The organism is Pararhizobium sp., assembly GCF_035497515.1.
Classification (GTDB): Bacteria; Pseudomonadota; Alphaproteobacteria; order Rhizobiales; family Rhizobiaceae; genus Pararhizobium.
This window is the reverse complement of the sequence record NZ_DATJDJ010000216.1, coordinates 1-17,424: the sequence shown is the minus strand read 5'-3', so window position 1 is coordinate 17,424 and position 17,424 is coordinate 1. Positions and strand designations below refer to the sequence as shown.

12 protein-coding genes and 1 tRNA gene are annotated in these 17,424 nt (G+C 61.8%); 7 read left to right on the top strand and 6 right to left on the bottom strand.

Translation table 11 applies throughout. The annotated features are described in order from the left end of the window. Nucleotides 1-1,360 (top strand): FAD-dependent monooxygenase (locus VL202_RS22735; protein WP_325466329.1); only part of this gene is annotated, 1,360 nt, incomplete at its 5' end. An 8-nt stretch (nt 1,361-1,368) separates the two neighbouring features. Here the strand turns inward: VL202_RS22735 and metH are convergent. The 4 genes from metH to VL202_RS22715 all read right to left on the bottom strand — a co-directional run bounded on the left by metH (nt 1,369) and on the right by VL202_RS22715 (nt 7,924). Next, a complete protein-coding gene (gene metH / locus VL202_RS22730; RefSeq protein ID WP_325466328.1) occupies nt 1,369-5,142 on the bottom strand; it encodes a methionine synthase in 3,774 nt (1,257 codons plus the stop codon). A 160-nt stretch (nt 5,143-5,302) separates the two neighbouring features. Further along, nucleotides 5,303-6,460 carry an AGE family epimerase/isomerase gene (locus tag VL202_RS22725; RefSeq protein WP_325466331.1) on the bottom strand — a complete coding sequence of 386 codons (1,158 nt, stop codon included), beginning with the start codon at nt 6,458-6,460 and terminating at the stop codon, nt 5,303-5,305. A gap of 56 nt (nt 6,461-6,516) precedes the next feature. Beyond that, nucleotides 6,517-7,008 carry a heme-degrading domain-containing protein gene (locus VL202_RS22720; RefSeq protein WP_325466327.1) on the bottom strand — a complete coding sequence of 164 codons (492 nt, stop codon included), beginning with the start codon at nt 7,006-7,008 and terminating at the stop codon, nt 6,517-6,519. A gap of 19 nt (nt 7,009-7,027) precedes the next feature. Further along, on the bottom strand, nt 7,028-7,924 hold the full coding sequence (locus tag VL202_RS22715) for an ROK family protein (RefSeq protein ID WP_325466326.1): 897 nt from the start codon (nt 7,922-7,924) through the stop codon (nt 7,028-7,030). 217 nt (nt 7,925-8,141) lie between these two features. On the opposite strand from VL202_RS22715, the gene VL202_RS22710 reads away from it, so the two are divergent. Next, nucleotides 8,142-8,218: transfer RNA gene (locus tag VL202_RS22710), tRNA-Arg, on the top strand. 213 nt (nt 8,219-8,431) lie between these two features. Here VL202_RS22710 and VL202_RS22705 read toward each other — a convergent pair. Continuing rightward, nucleotides 8,432-9,715, bottom strand: coding sequence for a cystathionine gamma-synthase family protein (locus VL202_RS22705; protein WP_325466325.1), 1,284 nt, complete (start codon nt 9,713-9,715; stop codon nt 8,432-8,434). Nucleotides 9,716-9,832: 117 nt separating this feature from the next. Next, nucleotides 9,833-11,569 carry a cation:proton antiporter gene (locus tag VL202_RS22700; protein ID WP_414692932.1) on the bottom strand — a complete coding sequence of 579 codons (1,737 nt, stop codon included), beginning with the start codon at nt 11,567-11,569 and terminating at the stop codon, nt 9,833-9,835. Nucleotides 11,570-11,783: 214 nt separating this feature from the next. Here VL202_RS22700 and VL202_RS22695 point away from each other — a divergent pair, with 214 nt between their 5' ends. The 5 genes from VL202_RS22695 to VL202_RS22675 all read left to right on the top strand — a co-directional run. After that, complete coding sequence (locus tag VL202_RS22695; RefSeq protein ID WP_325466323.1) at nt 11,784-12,371, top strand: ANTAR domain-containing response regulator; 588 nt, start codon at nt 11,784-11,786, stop codon at nt 12,369-12,371. 34 nt (nt 12,372-12,405) lie between these two features. Beyond that, nucleotides 12,406-13,704 carry a CmpA/NrtA family ABC transporter substrate-binding protein gene (locus VL202_RS22690; protein ID WP_325466322.1) on the top strand — a complete coding sequence of 433 codons (1,299 nt, stop codon included), beginning with the start codon at nt 12,406-12,408 and terminating at the stop codon, nt 13,702-13,704. Nucleotides 13,705-14,062: 358 nt separating this feature from the next. Continuing rightward, nucleotides 14,063-15,469 (top strand): CmpA/NrtA family ABC transporter substrate-binding protein, encoded by a 1,407-nt coding sequence (locus tag VL202_RS22685; RefSeq protein ID WP_414692931.1) that lies wholly within the window; start codon nt 14,063-14,065, stop codon nt 15,467-15,469. A 34-nt stretch (nt 15,470-15,503) separates the two neighbouring features. After that, nucleotides 15,504-16,589: an ABC transporter permease gene (locus VL202_RS22680; protein ID WP_325466321.1), complete on the top strand. Its 1,086-nt coding sequence runs from the start codon at nt 15,504-15,506 to the stop codon at nt 16,587-16,589. A 10-nt stretch (nt 16,590-16,599) separates the two neighbouring features. Next, a partial coding sequence (locus VL202_RS22675; RefSeq protein ID WP_325466320.1) for an ABC transporter ATP-binding protein occupies nt 16,600-17,424 on the top strand: 825 nt, incomplete at its 3' end.

Here is a 17,424-nt window from a genome sequence, read left to right as displayed (position 1 = left end):
CTACCGGCAACTGGGGATCGGCGACACCGTCGCGGCCGCCGGGCGCAAGAGCACCGGGCTCAAGATGTGGGCCGGACGCAAGCCCCGCGCCAGCATCTCGTTCGGCGATGCCGGTAATCGTCTCACGCCCTACCCTTTCGTGCTGGTCTATCCGCAGGACCTTCATGAACGTTTTCTCGTCGAGCAATTGCGTAAGCATGGCATTGACGTCGAGCGGCGGACGGAGCTTGTTGATTTCACCGATGACGGCAGCATCGTGACCGTACGTCTACGCGGCCCGGATGGGCAAATCGAGACCTGCGAGGCGCGTTACCTCGCCGGATGCGACGGCGCGCGGTCTGCGGTTCGCCATACGCTGGGCGCCAGTTTCGAAGGCGGAACCTACGAGCAGCTGTTTTACGTCGCCGATGTGGAGGCCCGAAGCGACAGGACGGGCGACGACGTCACGATCGTCTTCGAAGGCCCGGAATTCATGCTGCTTCTGCCCTACGGAGCAGACAGGACACGGCTGATCGGCACCATTCGAGAAGACAGCACCGACAAGGACAAGACGCTCACCATCGACGATGTCGGGCGCGAGGCGATCAGCGCCGTTGGCCTCGTCATCGACAAGGTCAACTGGTTTTCCACCTATCGCGTCCATCACCGGATCACCGAGCGCTTCCGGCACGGCCGCGTCTTTCTCCTCGGCGACGCCGCCCATGTGCATAGTCCGGCGGGTGGACAGGGGATGAATACCGGTATTGGCGATGCGATCAACCTCGCCTGGAAGCTGGCCGCCGTGCTCAAGGGGCAGGCCGACGACAGTCTTCTCGACAGTTTCGAGCTGGAGCGGCCGGTCTTCGCGCGCAAGCTGGTCGAAACGACCGACCGCGTCTTCAGTGCCGCCACCGCGCAAGGGACCATCGCCGAGTTCATGCGCACCCGGATCGCGCCGATTTTCGCGAAAGTGGCCTGGAGCCTCGATTCGGCCCGTGAGGCGATCTTTCGCCTGGTCTCGCAGACAACGCTCGATTATCCGGAAAGTCCCTTGAGCGTCGGCGAGGCGGGCAAGGTCAGCGGCGGTGACCGGCTGCCTTTCGTGCGATTCGACGGGCGCGACAATTATGATTCGCTCTCGGCCATTACCTGGCAGGTGCACGTCTACGGCGCCGCTTCGGCCGAGCTGAAGACCGCCTGCGCGGATCATAACATTCCATTGCACGTGTTCGAATGGCGCGAGGAGTTCGGCGAAGCCGGGCTTGCCCGGGATGCGACCTATCTGCTGCGGCCGGACACCTATGTCGGGCTTGCCGATCCGCTGGGCAGCGCGAACCGGCTGAACGATTATCTGGCCGAACGCGCGATTCGTCCGGCCTGATTCATTTCCTACTCGGCCGCTTGTACCTTCGGGGCCGGCACATAATTGAGAATTGGCCCCAGCCACCGCTCGACTTCGCTAACCGGCATGCCCTTGCGGCCGGCATAGTCCTCGACCTGATCACGCTCCACCTTGGCAACACCGAAATAATAGGCGTCGGGATGACCGATATAGAGGCCGGAAACGGATGATCCCGGCCACATCGCGTAGCTCTCGGTCAGGATCACGCCGATTTCCTCTTCGGCCTTCAGCAGACCAAACAGCGTCGCTTTTTCCGTATGGTCCGGCTGGGCCGGATAGCCGGGCGCCGGGCGGATTCCGGTATAGGGCTCACCCGCCAGCTCGTGGGGGGCGAAGGTTTCCTGCGCCGCATACCCCCAGAGTTCCTTGCGAACATATTCGTGCAAACGCTCGGCAAAGGCTTCCGCAAAGCGGTCGGCCAGGGCCTTGACCATGATCGAGGAATAATCGTCGTTGGCACGCTCGAACCGCTCGGCGATCGCCACTTCCTCGATGCCGGCGGTGACGACGAAGCCACCGATATAGTCGCGGACGCCGCTGCTCGCCGGCGCGACGAAATCCGACAGCGCGACATTCGGACGGCCATCCCGCTTGGCCATCTGCTGGCGCAGGGTGAAGAAGGTCGCCAGCTCGGCGCTGCGTGTTTCGTCCGCGAACAGGCGGATATCGTCGTCGACGGTACCGGCCGGCCAGAAGCCGACGACGGCCTTTGGCGCAAACCATTTTTCCGCGATCACCTTGGCCAGCATGGCCTGCGCGTCGGCAAACAGCTGGCGAGCCGCTTCGCCCTGGCGCTCGTCATCGAGGATCTTCGGATAGACGCCCTTCATCTCCCAGGTCTGGAAGAACGGGGTCCAGTCGATATAGTCAGCCAGTTCCGCCAGATCCCAGCCCTGAAACACGCGCGTTCCGAGGAAGGACGGCGTCTTTGGTTGGTAAGCGCTCCAATCGACCTTCTGGCCATTGGCGCGCGCTTTCGCCAGCGGCAGACGCTGCTTTTCCAGTTCGTTGCGCGCATGTGCATCGGCAACCTTTTTGTACTCGGCATGCACGGTCTCGACATAACCGGCCTTCATCTCCGGTGACAGCAGGCTGGAGACGATGCCAACGGCGCGGCTCGCGTCCGTGACGTAGATTGCCTGCCCTTGGCTGTAACGCGGATGGATCTTCACGGCAGTGTGCACGCGGCTGGTCGTGGCGCCGCCGATCAAAAGCGGAATATCGAAGCCCTCGCGTTCCATTTCGGCCGCCACATGCGCCATCTCGTCGAGCGACGGGGTGATCAGGCCGGAGAGACCGATGATATCGACGTTACGCTCGCGGGCGACTTCGAGGATTTTCGCCGACGGCACCATGACGCCGAGATCGATGATCTCGTAATTGTTGCAGGCGAGAACGACGCCGACAATATTCTTGCCGATATCATGCACATCGCCCTTGACCGTCGCCATCAGCACCTTGCCGGCGCTCTGTCGCTCGCCAAGCCCGCCGCCGGCCAGCCGTTCGGCCTCCATATACGGCAGGAGAAGCGCCACCGCCTGCTTCATCACGCGAGCCGATTTGACCACCTGCGGCAGGAACATCTTGCCCGCACCGAAGAGATCGCCAACGACATTCATGCCGGCCATCAGCGGACCTTCGATGACATGCAGCGGCCGTTCGGCGTTGGTCCGCGCTTCTTCCGTATCGGCATCGATGAATTCGGTGATGCCGTTGACCAGCGCATGTTCCAGCCGCTTTTCGACCGGCCAGTCCCGCCATTTCAGGTCCCGCTCCTTGGCCTCCCTGCCGGCCGCGCCCTTGAAGCGTTCGGCAAGCTCCAGCATGCGCTCGGTGGAATCGGAACGGCGGTTAAGGACGACATCCTCGCAGGCTTCCTTCAGTTCCGGTTCGATCTGATCGTAAACGGCCAACTGGCCAGCATTGACGATGCCCATGTCCATGCCCGCCTGGATAGCGTGATAGAGAAATACGGCATGCATCGCCTCGCGCACCGGCTCGTTGCCGCGGAAGGAGAAGGACAGGTTCGACACGCCGCCGGAAATATGGACATGCGGCAGGGTCTCGATGATCGCGCGCGTCGCCTCGATGAAATCGACGCCATAATTGTTATGCTCTTCGATCCCGGTCGCCACCGCGAAGACGTTCGGGTCGAAGATGATGTCTTCCGGCGCGAACCCGGCTTTTTCGGTCAGCAAATTGTAGGCGCGGGTGCAGATCTCGATCTTGCGGGCTTGCGTATCCGCCTGCCCCTGTTCGTCGAAGGCCATGACGACGACGGCGGCGCCATAGGCGCGGCAGAGCCTTGCCTGGTGGAGGAAGGCATCCTCGCCCTCCTTCATCGAGATGGAGTTGACCAGCGGCTTGCCCTGGACGCATTTCAGCCCGGCCTCGATGATCTCCCATTTCGAGCTGTCGATCATGATCGGCACGCGGGCGATGTCCGGTTCGGCGGCAATCAGGTTGAGGAACTCGACCATTGCCTGCTTCGAATCGATCAGGCCCTCGTCCATGTTGATATCGATGATCTGGGCGCCATTGGCGACCTGGTCGCGGGCGATATCCAGAGCAGCTGCATAGTCGCCGGCGGTGATCAGCTTGCGAAACTTGGCCGAGCCGGTGACGTTGGTGCGCTCGCCGACATTGACGAAGGGGATGTCCTTGGTCAGCGTGAACGGTTCCAATCCCGACAGCTTCATCAGCCGCGGCACTTCCGGAATTTCGCGCGGCGCATGATTGGAGACCGCCTTAGCGATCGCGCGGATATGATCCGGCGTCGATCCGCAGCAGCCGCCGACGATGTTGACAAGACCGTCGCGGGCAAAACCCTCGATCTGGGCCGCCATTTCGTCTGGGCTCTCATCGTATCGCCCGAATTCGTTGGGCAGGCCGGCATTCGGATAGGCGCAGACGAATGTGTCGGCAACGGACGAGATTTCCGCCAGATGCGCCCGCATCGCTGAGGCTCCGAGCGCACAGTTCAGCCCGATGGTAAAGGGATCGGCATGGCGCACCGAATGCCAGAAGGCAGTCGGCGTCTGGCCCGACAGCGTGCGGCCGGAAAGATCGGTGATCGTGCCGGAAATCATGACCGGCAGGCGCACGCCCTTTTCGGCAAACACTTCCTCTGTCGCGAAAATCGCCGCCTTGGCGTTCAGCGTGTCGAAGATCGTCTCGATCAGGATGATGTCGGCGCCGCCATCGATCAGGCCGCGCAGCTGTTCGGCATAGGCGATGCGCAGGTCATCGAAGGTAACAGCGCGAAAACCGGGATTGTTGACATCCGGCGAGATCGAGGCGGTGCGGTTGGTCGGGCCGAGCGCACCGGCAACGAACCGGCGTCTGCCGTCGACCTTCTGGGCACGCAGTCCGGCCCGACGTGCGAGGCGCGCGCCATCGCGGTTGAGTTCGTAGACCACCGCCTCCATGCCGTAGTCGGCCTGCGCGATGGAGGTGGAGGAGAACGTATTGGTCTCGAGAATATCGGCGCCGGCAATGGCGTAGTTGTAATGGATTTCCTCGATGGCGCCGGGCTGGGTCAGCGTCAGGAGATCGTTGTTGCCCTGCAGGTGGCACTCGCAGGCCACGAACCGATCGCCGCGAAAATGGTCTTCGCCGAGACCCAGTTGCTGGATCTCCGTGCCCATTGCGCCGTCCATGATGAGGATGCGCTCACGCGCCGCAGCCTTCAAAGCGGCCGTGACCTCCGATCCATCCGGTTGCGGGGAAACGGCGCCGAAAAGGGCTTCGATGGCGGACATGGGAAATCTCCCGTTCTGAAAACGACAACAATTCGAATTTCAGAAATCACATAAAGATATCTTTATGTCAACATATGAAGTTTGCGTATTTGTCTGGCGCAAACGGAAACGGCCCGCTCCAGCGGAAGCGGGCCGTTTAAACATCTATCGAAACAGTGGCTCAAAGCCTCTTCAGGCAATCATCCAGTTCATAGATGGCGCAGACGATATGGTAGAAGGTGCTGGCGGGAGCCGGCTCGTCGATGAAGCTGCCGTCATCCCTCTGCTTGTCGCGCCAGAGACCCTTCACGGGCGTGTCCAGAAAACGCATCAGCGCCGTTGCGGCCCGCACGGCCGAGCGCAGATAGCGTTCGCGCTCCTCGCCCAGTGACAGCGTCGCGAAGCGGATCGATGCCTTCAGCCATTCGGTCTGCGGCCAAAGGCGAGCGATGGGATCGGCGACCGAGAAATCGTCGAACAGCGTCATGATGACGACTTCGCGCGGCTGGGCGATGCCGTATTGTTCGCCAATCTCGAACAGCCGGCGCGCCTTGACCAGCGCGTCCGCATTGCCGCGCCGCTCGCCCCAGCGCAAGAGCAGCCAGGCCCATTCGAACTGATGGCCGGGCTCGACGATCCGCCCTTTGTCGCCCGGCATCGGCGACCAGTCATGGTCGAAGAATTCACGCAGAGCGCCGGTCTCCGCGTCGATGAAATGATCCATGCAGAGCGTGGCGATTTCATCGGCGAGATTGGTCCAGGCGACGGTGTCGAAACCATCAACGCTTTCGCAGGCGAGGCAGGCCTCGAACAGGTGCATATGCGGATTGGAGGCCAGCGGCAGGCGTGGCGGGTTGTCTTCCTCGAAGCCGATCGACGGGTGTTTGCAAAAGGCTTCGAGCTTTTGCCGCAGCATGTTGCTGCGTTCGATCATCTCCGCCTTCCGCTCCGGGAAAACCTGCGCCAGATAGGCAAACGAGAGAAGCGCGAACGCCTGATTGTAGAGATCGAAGGACGCATCGATCAGAGTGCCGTCCGCATCCGCCAGCGCACCGAAAAAGCCGCTTGGCTGCAGGAAGACGCGATCGAAATAGGCGGTGCCCGACGTGGCGAGCGTCTGCCAGTCACCGCTCCAGCCACGGCGTCCGGCCTCGGCGAAGCAGTAGACCTGGCGGGGCTGGACGCGCGATCGGCGGTTTGCCCGCGTCGGTTCACCGGCCATGTCGATCGTTTCGACGAAACCGCCGCCCGGGCCGTCGAAGCCTTTGTCCCGCCAGAGCGGCAGCGCCGCTCCGGTCAGCCATTCGTTCAGCGTAGCGGAAAAGCCTGCAATATCCATCGTCAAGAAATCCGTTCCAGCACATGCGTCATTTGAAAATATCAATCGAAACGGGATTATGCCAGCTTCAGCGCGCCATTGTCCTTGCCGAGGATCTTGGCCAGCGCCTCCACGACCAGATTGTGGTCCTCGCGCTGCGGCAGGCCGGAAACGGTGACGGCGCCGATGCAGCCCGTGCCCTTGACGACGATCGGGAAGCTGCCGCCATGCGGCGCGTAATCCGCGTCCGGCAATCCGAACTTTGCCTGGATGGTGGTTTCCTGCTTGGCGAGCGACAGGCCGACGGCATAGCTGCTCTTCAGGAAGCGGAAGACGCAGTTGCGCTTGCGGCGCACCCAATGCGGATTGTCCGGCGTCCCGCCTGCAAGCACCGTATAGAAGACCGGCATCGAAAACAGCGTGACGTCGATCACCACGCCCAGCTTGCGCTCGACGGCCATATCCCGCAGCAACGAGCCCAGCGCCCAGCCGCTTTCGAGATTGAAACTGTCGAACTGCAGTTCGCTTTCCTGAAAGGCGATCCGCTCCAGATCCGCGTCGATACCCATGCGTCCTCTTCCTTTTCTCTCAGTCTTTCCACAGCCAGGCCGCGCCGCGCACGCCCGAACTGTCACCGTGCACGGCCTTGCGGATCGGCGTTTCGAAGCTGTCTCCGAAAATGTATTTGACGATCAGGTCCGGCAATTCGTCGTAGATTTCATCGACATTCGACATGCCGCCACCCAGTACGAAGACATCCGGATCGACGACATTGGTGAGCAGCGCCAGACTGCGCGCCAGCCGGTCAACGAAACGCTGGTAAACGGCGGTCGCCACCGGCTCGCCGTTGCGCTTGTCGGCGATGATGTCGCGGCCGCGTCGGTCGATGCCCGTCGTCGTGCGGTAGTCCAGTTCCACGCCGGTGCCGCAGGCATACATGTCGAGGCAGCCGTGTTTTCCGCACCAGCACTTGTGGCCGGGATATTCCTCGCGCGTCATCCAGGGTAAGGGGTAATGGCCGATCTCGGCGGCAACGCCCTGATAACCGGCATGCACATGCTTGCCGATGGCCAGGCCACCGCCATGGCCGGTGCCGACGATGATGCCGAACACCGTGTGCTCGTCCTTGCCCGCGCCATCCACCGCCTCGGACACGGCGAGACAATTGGCATCATTGGCAAGCCGCACCTCGCGACCGAGCGCCGCCGCAAGGTCGCGGCCAAGCGGCTGACCGTTCAAAAGCACGGCGTTGGAATTGCGCACGATCCCGGTGCGCGGATTGGGGCTGCCGGGAATGCCGATGCCGACGGTGCCGCGTTCGCCGGCCATCTGCTCGGCCGTCGCGACCAGATCCTGCACGGCGCGCACGCAGGCGTCGTAACCGCTGGTCGGCGTGGCGATCCGGTGCCTTGCCCTTGTTGCGCCATCGCGGTCGAGCGCGATGACTTCCATTTTCGTGCCGCCCCAATCAATTCCAATGAACATGCTGGATCAAACTCTTGTGCGTCTTGTTGTTAGGCGGCACCGTAACGGACGGGTCTCCTCCCCGTTACGCCGCATCCTGCTTAACATCGGAAAAGCATCCGGCGCCAGCCCCACGCCGATGCGCCGCAGAAAAAGCATGCGCGGGGCAAAGCAGCGGCAGCCCGGACGGAAAAACACTTGGCTAAAGCCCGCGCCTTTTGTATGGGTTCTTCCGGTCGGTCCCATAGCTCAGCAGGATAGAGCGCAGGATTCCTAATCCTGAGGCCATTGGTTCGAATCCAATTGGGATCACCATTCTTCGAGCCGTCCCGACGAGGCCATTTCTCAAAGCGCAGAAAATGGTTCGCCCAAAGAAAAAGGCCGGGTGAAAACCCGACCTCTCCGACCCGTCTCGACAACAGCTGCCAGTACATCCGTGGTCAACCGCTGGAAACGAATTCCATGGATGGAATATGGCGCATCAATGTAACCGTTTCAAGACACAACGAAAAATAAGAAAAACGCCTGTCATGCCGCGTCGAGCGCCATGGTCAGGTCGGCGATCAGGTCATCAGGGTGCTCGATGCCGATCGACAGGCGGATGGTGGATTCCAGGACGCCGATACGCTCACGCACATCGACCGGCACGCCGGAATGGGTCATGCTGGCCGGGTGGCTGGCAAGCGATTCCGTGCCGCCGAGACTGACCGCCAGCTTGAAGATCTGCAGGGCATTGAGGAACCGGAACGATGCCGGCTGGCCGCCACGGATATCGAAGGAAAAGGTCGAGCCGGCGCCGGTGCATTGCACCGCGAACGTCTTGCCGAGCGGCGACTGCGGATCGTGATAGGGCAGATAGTGGATGCCTTCGACCTTCGGATGATCTCTGAGGAAATTCGCCACTTCCAGCGCATTGCGGTTGGCCTTTTCCATGCGAATCGACAGCGTTTCCAGCGAGCGGCCGAGCATCCAGCAGGAATGCGGATCGAGTTGCGTGCCGATCGCACCGCGCAGCGCCTTGACCTGCTTCATCACGGCCTTCGAGCCAAGCGCCGCGCCGGCGATCAGATCGGAATGGCCGCCGACATATTTGGTCAGCGAATAGAGCGAAATATCCGCGCCTTGTTCGATCGGCCGCTGGAACACAGGCCCGAGCAGGGTATTGTCGCAGGCAATGACAGGCGTATGCCCCTGCGCCCTGCCGATCCTGTCGGCGATGCGGCGAATCATGGCGACATCGACCAGACTGTTGGTCGGATTGGCCGGCGTCTCGATCAGGATCATCGAGACCCGACCTTTTGCCATCGCCGTATCTGCCGCCGATTGCACGCTCTCTTCATTGACGCCATCAGCAAACCCGACCGCCGCGACCCCCATGTTCAGAAAGGTTTTCGCAAGCAGTGTCTCCGTTCCCCCATAGAGCGGCTGCGAATGAAGGATCGCGTCGCCCGGACGAACGAAGGCCAAGAGCGTTGTCGCGATCGCCGACATGCCGGAGGAAAACAGCGCGCAGCTTTCGGTGCGTTCATACACCGCCAGACGATCCTCGACGATCTCGCTGTTGGGGTGATTGAAGCGGGAATAGACGAGCCCCGCCGCCGTGCCCGCCGGTGGTTCGCGCCGCCCGGAGACGAAGTCGAAGAAGTCGCGCCCCTCTTCCGCAGACTTGAAGACGAAGGTCGAGGTCAGGAAAACCGGTGGCTTGACCGCGCCTTCGGAGAGTTCCGGATCATAGCCGAAATTCAGCATCAGCGTTTCGGGATGGAGTTTGTGGTTGCCGATATGGGTCTTGGAAGGATGCGGCGCGGTCATGGCGGTCTCCGGCTTCGATGTGACCTGAAAAGTCTACATCATAGCCGCATGTCGATTGTTGCCAATCCCGACGGGTTTTTCGGTGAAAATTGCATTCCGGCCAAAACCGCGCAAGTTTCAGTCCGCAGCGCTGCCATTCGCCTCGCGGACGACATTCATCTGTTTTCGCTCACGGGCCATGTCGCTCACGACGGCGCGGAGGCGAGGATGGCGCGCCATGAACATGTTGAAGTCGCGCCGGTCGAGCTTGAGGAACTGGCAGAAATCGACAGCGATCACGTCAGCCGTGCGCAGGCCGCCGCTCAGAAGCGCCATTTCGCCGAAGAACGCACCTGCCTCCAGCGGAACCGAGCCGGCCTCCAGGCGGACCTCGACGGTGCCGGCGGCAATGAAATACATCGCGTCACCCCGCTCTCCGGCACGGATCACCTTGTCGCCCGGAGCGGCGGATGCAGGCCGGAACAGGAGAAGCAGTTCCTCCAGCGCATGCTCGTCCACCTGCGAGAACAGCGGGAAGGTGCTGACCAGTTGCTGCTTTTTCAGTTGCTGCTGGCTCTCCTTTTCCTCTACCCGCGCCTTGACGATATCGAGATCGCGGCTGAGCACCGCCAGTTTGCGCGCGCCATGGGTGGCGACGAAGGTCGGGGCGACCGTGCCGAGCATGGTTTTGAGCTTGCCGGCCGCCCAGAAGAGCATCGGATTGAGCGTGATCGACAGGATGGCGCCGGCGAGAATGAGGTCATGCCCTTCCTGCGACAAGAGGCCGAGCGAAATGCCGAGCCCCGCCACGATGAAGGAAAATTCACCGATCTGCCCGAGGCTCGCCCCGACCGTTAGCGCCATCGAAACCGGATAACGCAGAAACAGGACGACGCCGACGGCGATGACCGATTTGCCGAGCGTGATCAGCGCCAGGATCGCGAGGACCTCCAGCGGCTCGCGGATCAGGATGTATGGATTGAACAGCATGCCGACGGAGACGAAGAACAGCACCGAAAAGGCATTCTGCAGCGGCAGCGAATCGGCGGCCGCCCGATGGCTGAGATGCGATTCGCTCATGATAACGCCGGCGAAGAACGCGCCGAGCGCGAAGGAGACGCCGAAGATCGCCGCCGATCCGAAGGCAAGTCCCACGGCGGTCGCCAAAACCGTCAGCGTGAACAGTTCGCGCGAGCCGGTGCGGGCGACCAGCGTCAGGATCCAGGGCACGATCCGGGGACCGAGAATGATCGCAAGTGCCGCGAAGGCCGCGAGCTTCACCACCGTCATGACGATGGTCAGCATGATTTCCGTGCCGCCACTGGCCGCCACGCCATGGGAACTGACCGCGTCATGATCGCCCAGCACCTGCGCCACGATTGGCAACAGGACAAGCGCCAGAACCATGGCCAGGTCCTCGACGATCAGCCATCCGATGGCGACGCGCCCATTCGGCGAATTGACCAGGTTTCGCTCCTCCAGCGCCTTCAGGAGCACGACGGTGCTGGCAACGGATATGCTGAGACCGAAAACGAGGCCGGCGCCGAGGCTCCAGCCCCAGAGCGTGGTGAGACCAATGCCGAGCAGCGTTGCAAGGACGATCTGGCCGATGGCGCCGGGAATGGCGACGCCGCGCACAGCGATCAGGTCGGACGCGGAAAAATGCAGGCCAACGCCGAACATCAGCAGGATCACGCCGATTTCCGCCAGTTGCGCCGCCATGGCGCTATCGGCGGCAATGCCCGGCGTGAACGGACCGATCATGATGCCGGCCACCAGATATCCGACAAGCGGCGGCAAGCGAAGCCGATCGGCACAGTAGCCAAAGGCCGCCGCCAGCACGAAGCTGACCGCAACGGTCGTTACCAAAGCCATATCCTGATGCACGTCCTACCCCCGACTGCGAAGCCTCTCCGCCCTTACGATCCCTCTTACCGTAAGCCACCCTTTTCCATCCGATAAAACAGCATATCGAAAAAAGCACGCTGAATCACTGACGCCAAGCCATTTGCCTAATTTTTAATTCACAACAGGAATCGCTGTAATTATAGGCATTGCCAAGTTTGCTGCGCTGCGTCATGTATGCGCCATGGCTTATTTGGACCTCACCATTCTTGTAATCGATGAAAACGCGATTCGCGCGTCCATCATCGAGGAAGGATTGCGTGAAGCAGGCCACGCCAGGGTCACCGTCGTGAACGAGGTCAACGGCATCGCCCGGATCATCGAGACGCTGCAACCGGACGTCATCTTCATCGACCTCGAAAATCCCAATCGGGACATGATGGAGCATCTGTTCCAGCTAACGCGCACGCTCAGTCGGCCGATCGCCATGTTCGTCGATCGCTCCGACACCGCCTCCATCGAGGCCGCCGTCGATGCCGGCGTGTCGGCCTATATCGTCGACGGCCTGAAGAAGGAGCGCGTCAAGCCGATCCTCGACATGGCCGTCAGCCGCTTCAACGCCTTTTCCCGGCTGCAGCGGGAACTGGCGGACGCCAAGTCGGCACTGGAAGAACGCAAGATCGTCGAGCGCGCCAAAGGCATCCTGATGAAGATGCGCGGCCTTTCGGAGGAGCAGGCCTATGCGCTGCTGCGCCAGACCGCCATGAACGAGAAGAAGAAATTGTCCGACATCGCCCAAAGCGTCGTCACCGCTGCAGGGCTGTTGATGTGATGGTCGGCATGCCCGGGGAGGCAGCGGAGTGAACATGACGACAAAATCCACGGATCCGACCGGCGGCCCGCGCAGCGGCAACAGCCATCTCGCGGCACCGGGGCGGCTGACTGCTGAAGGTCCGCGCACGCTGCGCGCCGGCTTCATTCCGCTCGTCGATGCCTCCGTCCTCATCGCCGCCGCCGAATTCGGCTTTGCACGGAAGGAAGGCATTCTGCTCGATCTCGTCCGGGACGTTTCCTGGGCCAATATCCGCGACAGGCTCGCCTTCCGGCAATTCGACATCGCCCACATGCTGTCGCCCATGCCGGTCGCCTCGATGCTTGGGCTCGGCTCCAACCCCTCGCCGACGATCACCCCCTTTTCGCTCGGTCGCGGCGGCAACGCCATTACGCTTTCGACCCGGCTCTACGCCCGCATGCGGCAGGGGGCGGGCATAACCGAGACCGCCGGCGCGCTGGAAAACGCCCGAGCGCTGGCCAAGGTGATCGAAGGCATCAGGGCGCGTGGCGAAGCGTTGCCGACGCTCGGCGTCACCTATCCCTTCTCCTCCCATAATTACGAAGTCCGCTACTGGCTGGCAGCTGGCGGCATCGATCCGGACCACGACGTCAAGCTCGTCGTCGTGCCGCCGCCGATGACCTCCGACGCACTGGCTGCGGGTGCCATCGACGGTTTCTGTGTCGGCGCCCCCTGGAACATGGTCGCCTCCGAGCGCGGCACCGGCCGCATCGTTGCCGTCAAGCAGGACATCTGGCCTTCAGCTCCGGAAAAGGTCATCGGCATGCGGCCGGATTGGGCTGAGACCCGCCCCGAAACCGTGTCCCGCCTGATCGTCGCGCTCGATGCCGCGGCCCGCTGGTGCGACAACCCCACCAACCATGACGCCTTGTCCGAGGTCTTGGCCGATAGCCGTTATATCGCTGCCCCGATCGACATCATCCGCCGGGTCCTGGCAGGCGAGTTCAACCTCGACAGCGAAGGCAACAAGCGTGTCATCACCGACTATTTCACCTTCCACGCCGGCGCAGCCAACTATCCACGCCCAAGCCAGGCGCTTTGGATCTACAGCCAGATGGTGCGCTGGGGGCAGACGGAGCTTTCGCCGGAAGGCATGACCGCTGCCGCCGCCGCCTATCGGCCCGACATCTACCGCCTCGCCCTCGGCCCAGGGGCGACACCCACGGATGCGACCGTGCGGATCGAGGGCGAGACGGAAGGCGACCGTTTCCTGGATGGCCAGGTTTTCGACCCCCATGCCATGGCCACTTACATTGCCGCTTTTCCGGTCAAGGCCGAGACGCGGGAAGACCGGTCACGCGACGAAATCTGATGCCAGGCAATTTTGCATTGCACAAAATTTCCCCTGCCAAATCGGCGACGCAAAAGCAAACGCCAAAAAATTTTGCAAAAAGCCGGAATGGTCAAATTTTAATCCCCCATCCAGAAACGACAAAAATCTCTTTTATTTCAATACCATAACATTTCCCCTCAAAACTGGCATGCGCATTGCATGACATGAATCGCAACGGTCAATGGCGATCGTAGCAAGTCGAGCCCGCAGACATGGGCTCGCAGTGACACCGACGTCGCAAGGTTTTTGCAGTCCGGGATGGAGATCATCCTGAAGGCGCAATCTCCGAGCGGCGTTTTTTATTGTCCATTTTCCCACAGCCCAAGGGGACTGACAGATGACCGAGACATTGACGGATGCCATGAAGACATTGCTCAACCGAATGGCGACCATCTGTTCCGCCCTGACGATCAGCGTCTTTGCCACGCACACCTCCGCTGAAACTCTGTCGCTCGAAAAGGACGAACTGAAGCTCGGCTTCATCAAGCTCACCGACATGGCGCCGCTGGCCATTGCCTATGAAAAGGGCTTCTTCGAAGACGAGGGCCTCTATGTCACGCTCGAGCCGCAGGCCAACTGGAAGGTGCTGCTCGACCGCGTCATCACCGGCGAACTGGATGGCGCCCACATGCTGGCCGGCCAGCCGCTTGCCGCGACGATCGGCTATGGCACCAAGGCGCCTATCGTCACGCCATTCTCCATGGACCTCAACGGCAACGGCATCACTGTTTCCAACGCGATCTGGGACATGATGAAGCCGAACGTGCCGACCGGCGCGGACGGCAAGCCGGCACACCCGATCAAGGCCGATGCGCTGAAGCCCGTCGTCGACACGTTCAAGGCAGACGGCAAGCCGTTCAATCTCGGCATGGTCTTCCCGGTTTCCACCCACAATTACGAACTGCGCTATTGGCTCGCCTCCGGTGGCATCAATCCCGGCTACTATTCGCCGGCCGATGTCTCTGGCCAGATCATGGGTGACGCCCTTCTCTCGGTGACGCCACCGCCGCAGATGCCGGCAACGCTCGAAGCCGGAACGATCCTCGGCTATTCGGTCGGCGAACCCTGGAACCAGGCCGCCGTCTTCAAGGGCATCGGCGTGCCCGTCGTCACCGACTACGAGATCTGGAAGAACAATCCGGAAAAGGTGTTCGGCCTGACCGAGGAATTCGTCGAGCAGAACCCCAACACGACGCTGGCCCTGACCAAGGCGTTGATCCGCGCCGCCATGTGGCTCGACGAGAACAACAATGCCAATCGCGCCGAAGCTGTCGAAATCCTCTCTCGCAAGGAATATGTCGGCGCCGATGCCAAGGTCATCGCCAACTCGATGACGGGAACCTTCGAATACGAGAAGGGTGACAAGCGCGAGGTGCCGGACTTCAACGTCTTCTTCCGTTACAACGCCACCTATCCCTTCTATTCCGACGCCATCTGGTACCTGACGCAGATGCGCCGCTGGGGTCAGATCCCCGAATTCAAGGACGACGCCTGGTACGCCGAAACGGCCAAGTCCGTCTACAAGCCGGACCTCTACCTGAAGGCCGCCAGGATGCTGGTCGAGGAAGGCAAGGCCAAGGATGCCGACTTCCCCTGGAGCAGCGACGGCTACAAGCCGGCCACCGCCGATTTCATCGATGGCGTCAGCTACGACGGCAAGACACCGAACGCCTACATCGACTCGCTGAAACTCGGCCTCAAGGGCCAGCAGAAAGTCGAAGGCTCCGAGATCGTCGGCGGCTGACCCACCTTTCCCGATACCTATAAGGCAAGCATAGATGACCCACGCAACAGACGGCATCGATACCGGCAAGCCCGATAGCGCCATGCGCCGGGAACGCCTCTTCCAGCACATCAACAAGGCCGCCACCTGGCTCAATATTCTCGGGCTCGGCTGGGTGACGCCGCTCCTGAGGATCGCCGCCGGCGACAGCGTCCGCGAGCAGATGGCGGAAATCCGCAAGACCCTGGTCATTCCGCTTGCCGGCATCCTCTTCTTCCTTGTCGCCTGGGGCGTTCTCGCGCCGACGGTCAAGACATCGCTCGGGGCGGTTCCCGGCCCGGTCGAGGTCTTCGAGCAAGCGGGCGTGCTGTGGCAGGACCATTTCGCCGAGCGCGAAAAGGCCGGTGCTTTCTACCAGCGTCAGGACGAGCGCAACGCAAAGCTCGTCGCCGAAGGCAAGCCTGACGAGGTCAAGCACCGCAGCTATACCGGCAAGCCGACCTATCTCGACCAGATCCTGACGTCGCTGCTCACCGTCGGTCTTGGCTTCCTGTTCGGCAGCATCATCGCCATCCCGCTCGGCATCGCCTCCGGCCTGTCACGCACCATCAATGGCGCGATCAACCCGCTGATTCAGCTCTTCAAGCCGGTCTCGCCGCTCGCCTGGCTGCCGATCGTCACCATGATCGTCTCGGCGCTCTACGTGAACCCGTCCGACATGCTGCCGAAATCGCTGGTGATCTCGGCCGTCACCGTCACCCTTTGTTCCCTGTGGCCGACACTGATCAACACCGCGCTTGGCGTCGCGTCGATCGACAAGGATCTCGTCAATGTCGGCAAGGTTCTGCAGCTTTCGACCGCAACGACGGTCCGCAAGCTGGTCCTGCCGTCCGCCCTGCCACTGATCTTCACCGGCCTGCGGCTGGCGCTCGGCGTCGGCTGGATGGTTCTGATCGCTGCCGAAATGCTGGCGCAGAACCCGGGTCTTGGAAAGTTCGTCTGGGACGAATTCCAGAACGGCTCCGAAACTTCGCTTGCCCGCATCATGGTCGCCGTTCTGACCATCGGCATCATCGGCTTTGCGCTCGATCGCATCATGTTCGCGCTCCAGTCCGCCTTCACCTTCTCGACCAATCGATAAGGGAACGATGATGACCATTCTCGAACTCAGCGGCATCTCGAAATCCTACGGCCAGGGCAAGAGCCGCAACGACGTTCTCTCGAACGTCGATCTGAAGGTGAAGAAGGGCGAGTTCGTTGCCATCGTCGGCTTCTCCGGCGCGGGCAAGACCACCCTGATCTCCCTCCTCGCCGGCCTTATCAAGCCGGATTCGGGCGCCGTTCTCTTCAACGACAGGCAAGTCACCGGTCCCGGCCCGGAACGCGGCGTCGTGTTCCAATCCTATTCCCTGATGCCCTGGCTGACGGTCGATCAGAACGTGTCGCTCGCCGTCGACAGCGTCTTCAAGGCGAAGAGCAGGACGCAGCGCAGGGAGATCGTTTCGCGCTATGTCGGCATGGTCGGCCTCGCCCACGCAAAAGATCGCAAACCGGCCGAACTTTCCGGCGGTATGCGCCAGCGCGTCGCCGTGGCACGGGCTCTGGCGATGCAGCCGGACGTGCTGCTGATGGACGAACCCCTTTCGGCGCTGGACGCACTGACCCGGTCGAAGCTGCAGGACGAATTTGCCGCGATCTCCGAGCAGGAGAAGAAGACGATCATCCTCGTCACCAATGATGTCGATGAGGCGATCCTGCTGGCTGACCGCATCATTCCGCTGACGCCCGGTCCAAACGCAACGCTCGGCCCCAGCTTCGACGTGGCCCTTCCGCGTCCGCGCATCCGCGCCGAAATGAACTCTGACCTCGAATTCATCCGCCTGCGCGCCGCCGTCACCGCCTATCTGATGGATGTCGGCGCCGACCGAAATACGTCGGTCGGCCGTATCATCGAACTGCCGAACGTCATTCCGATC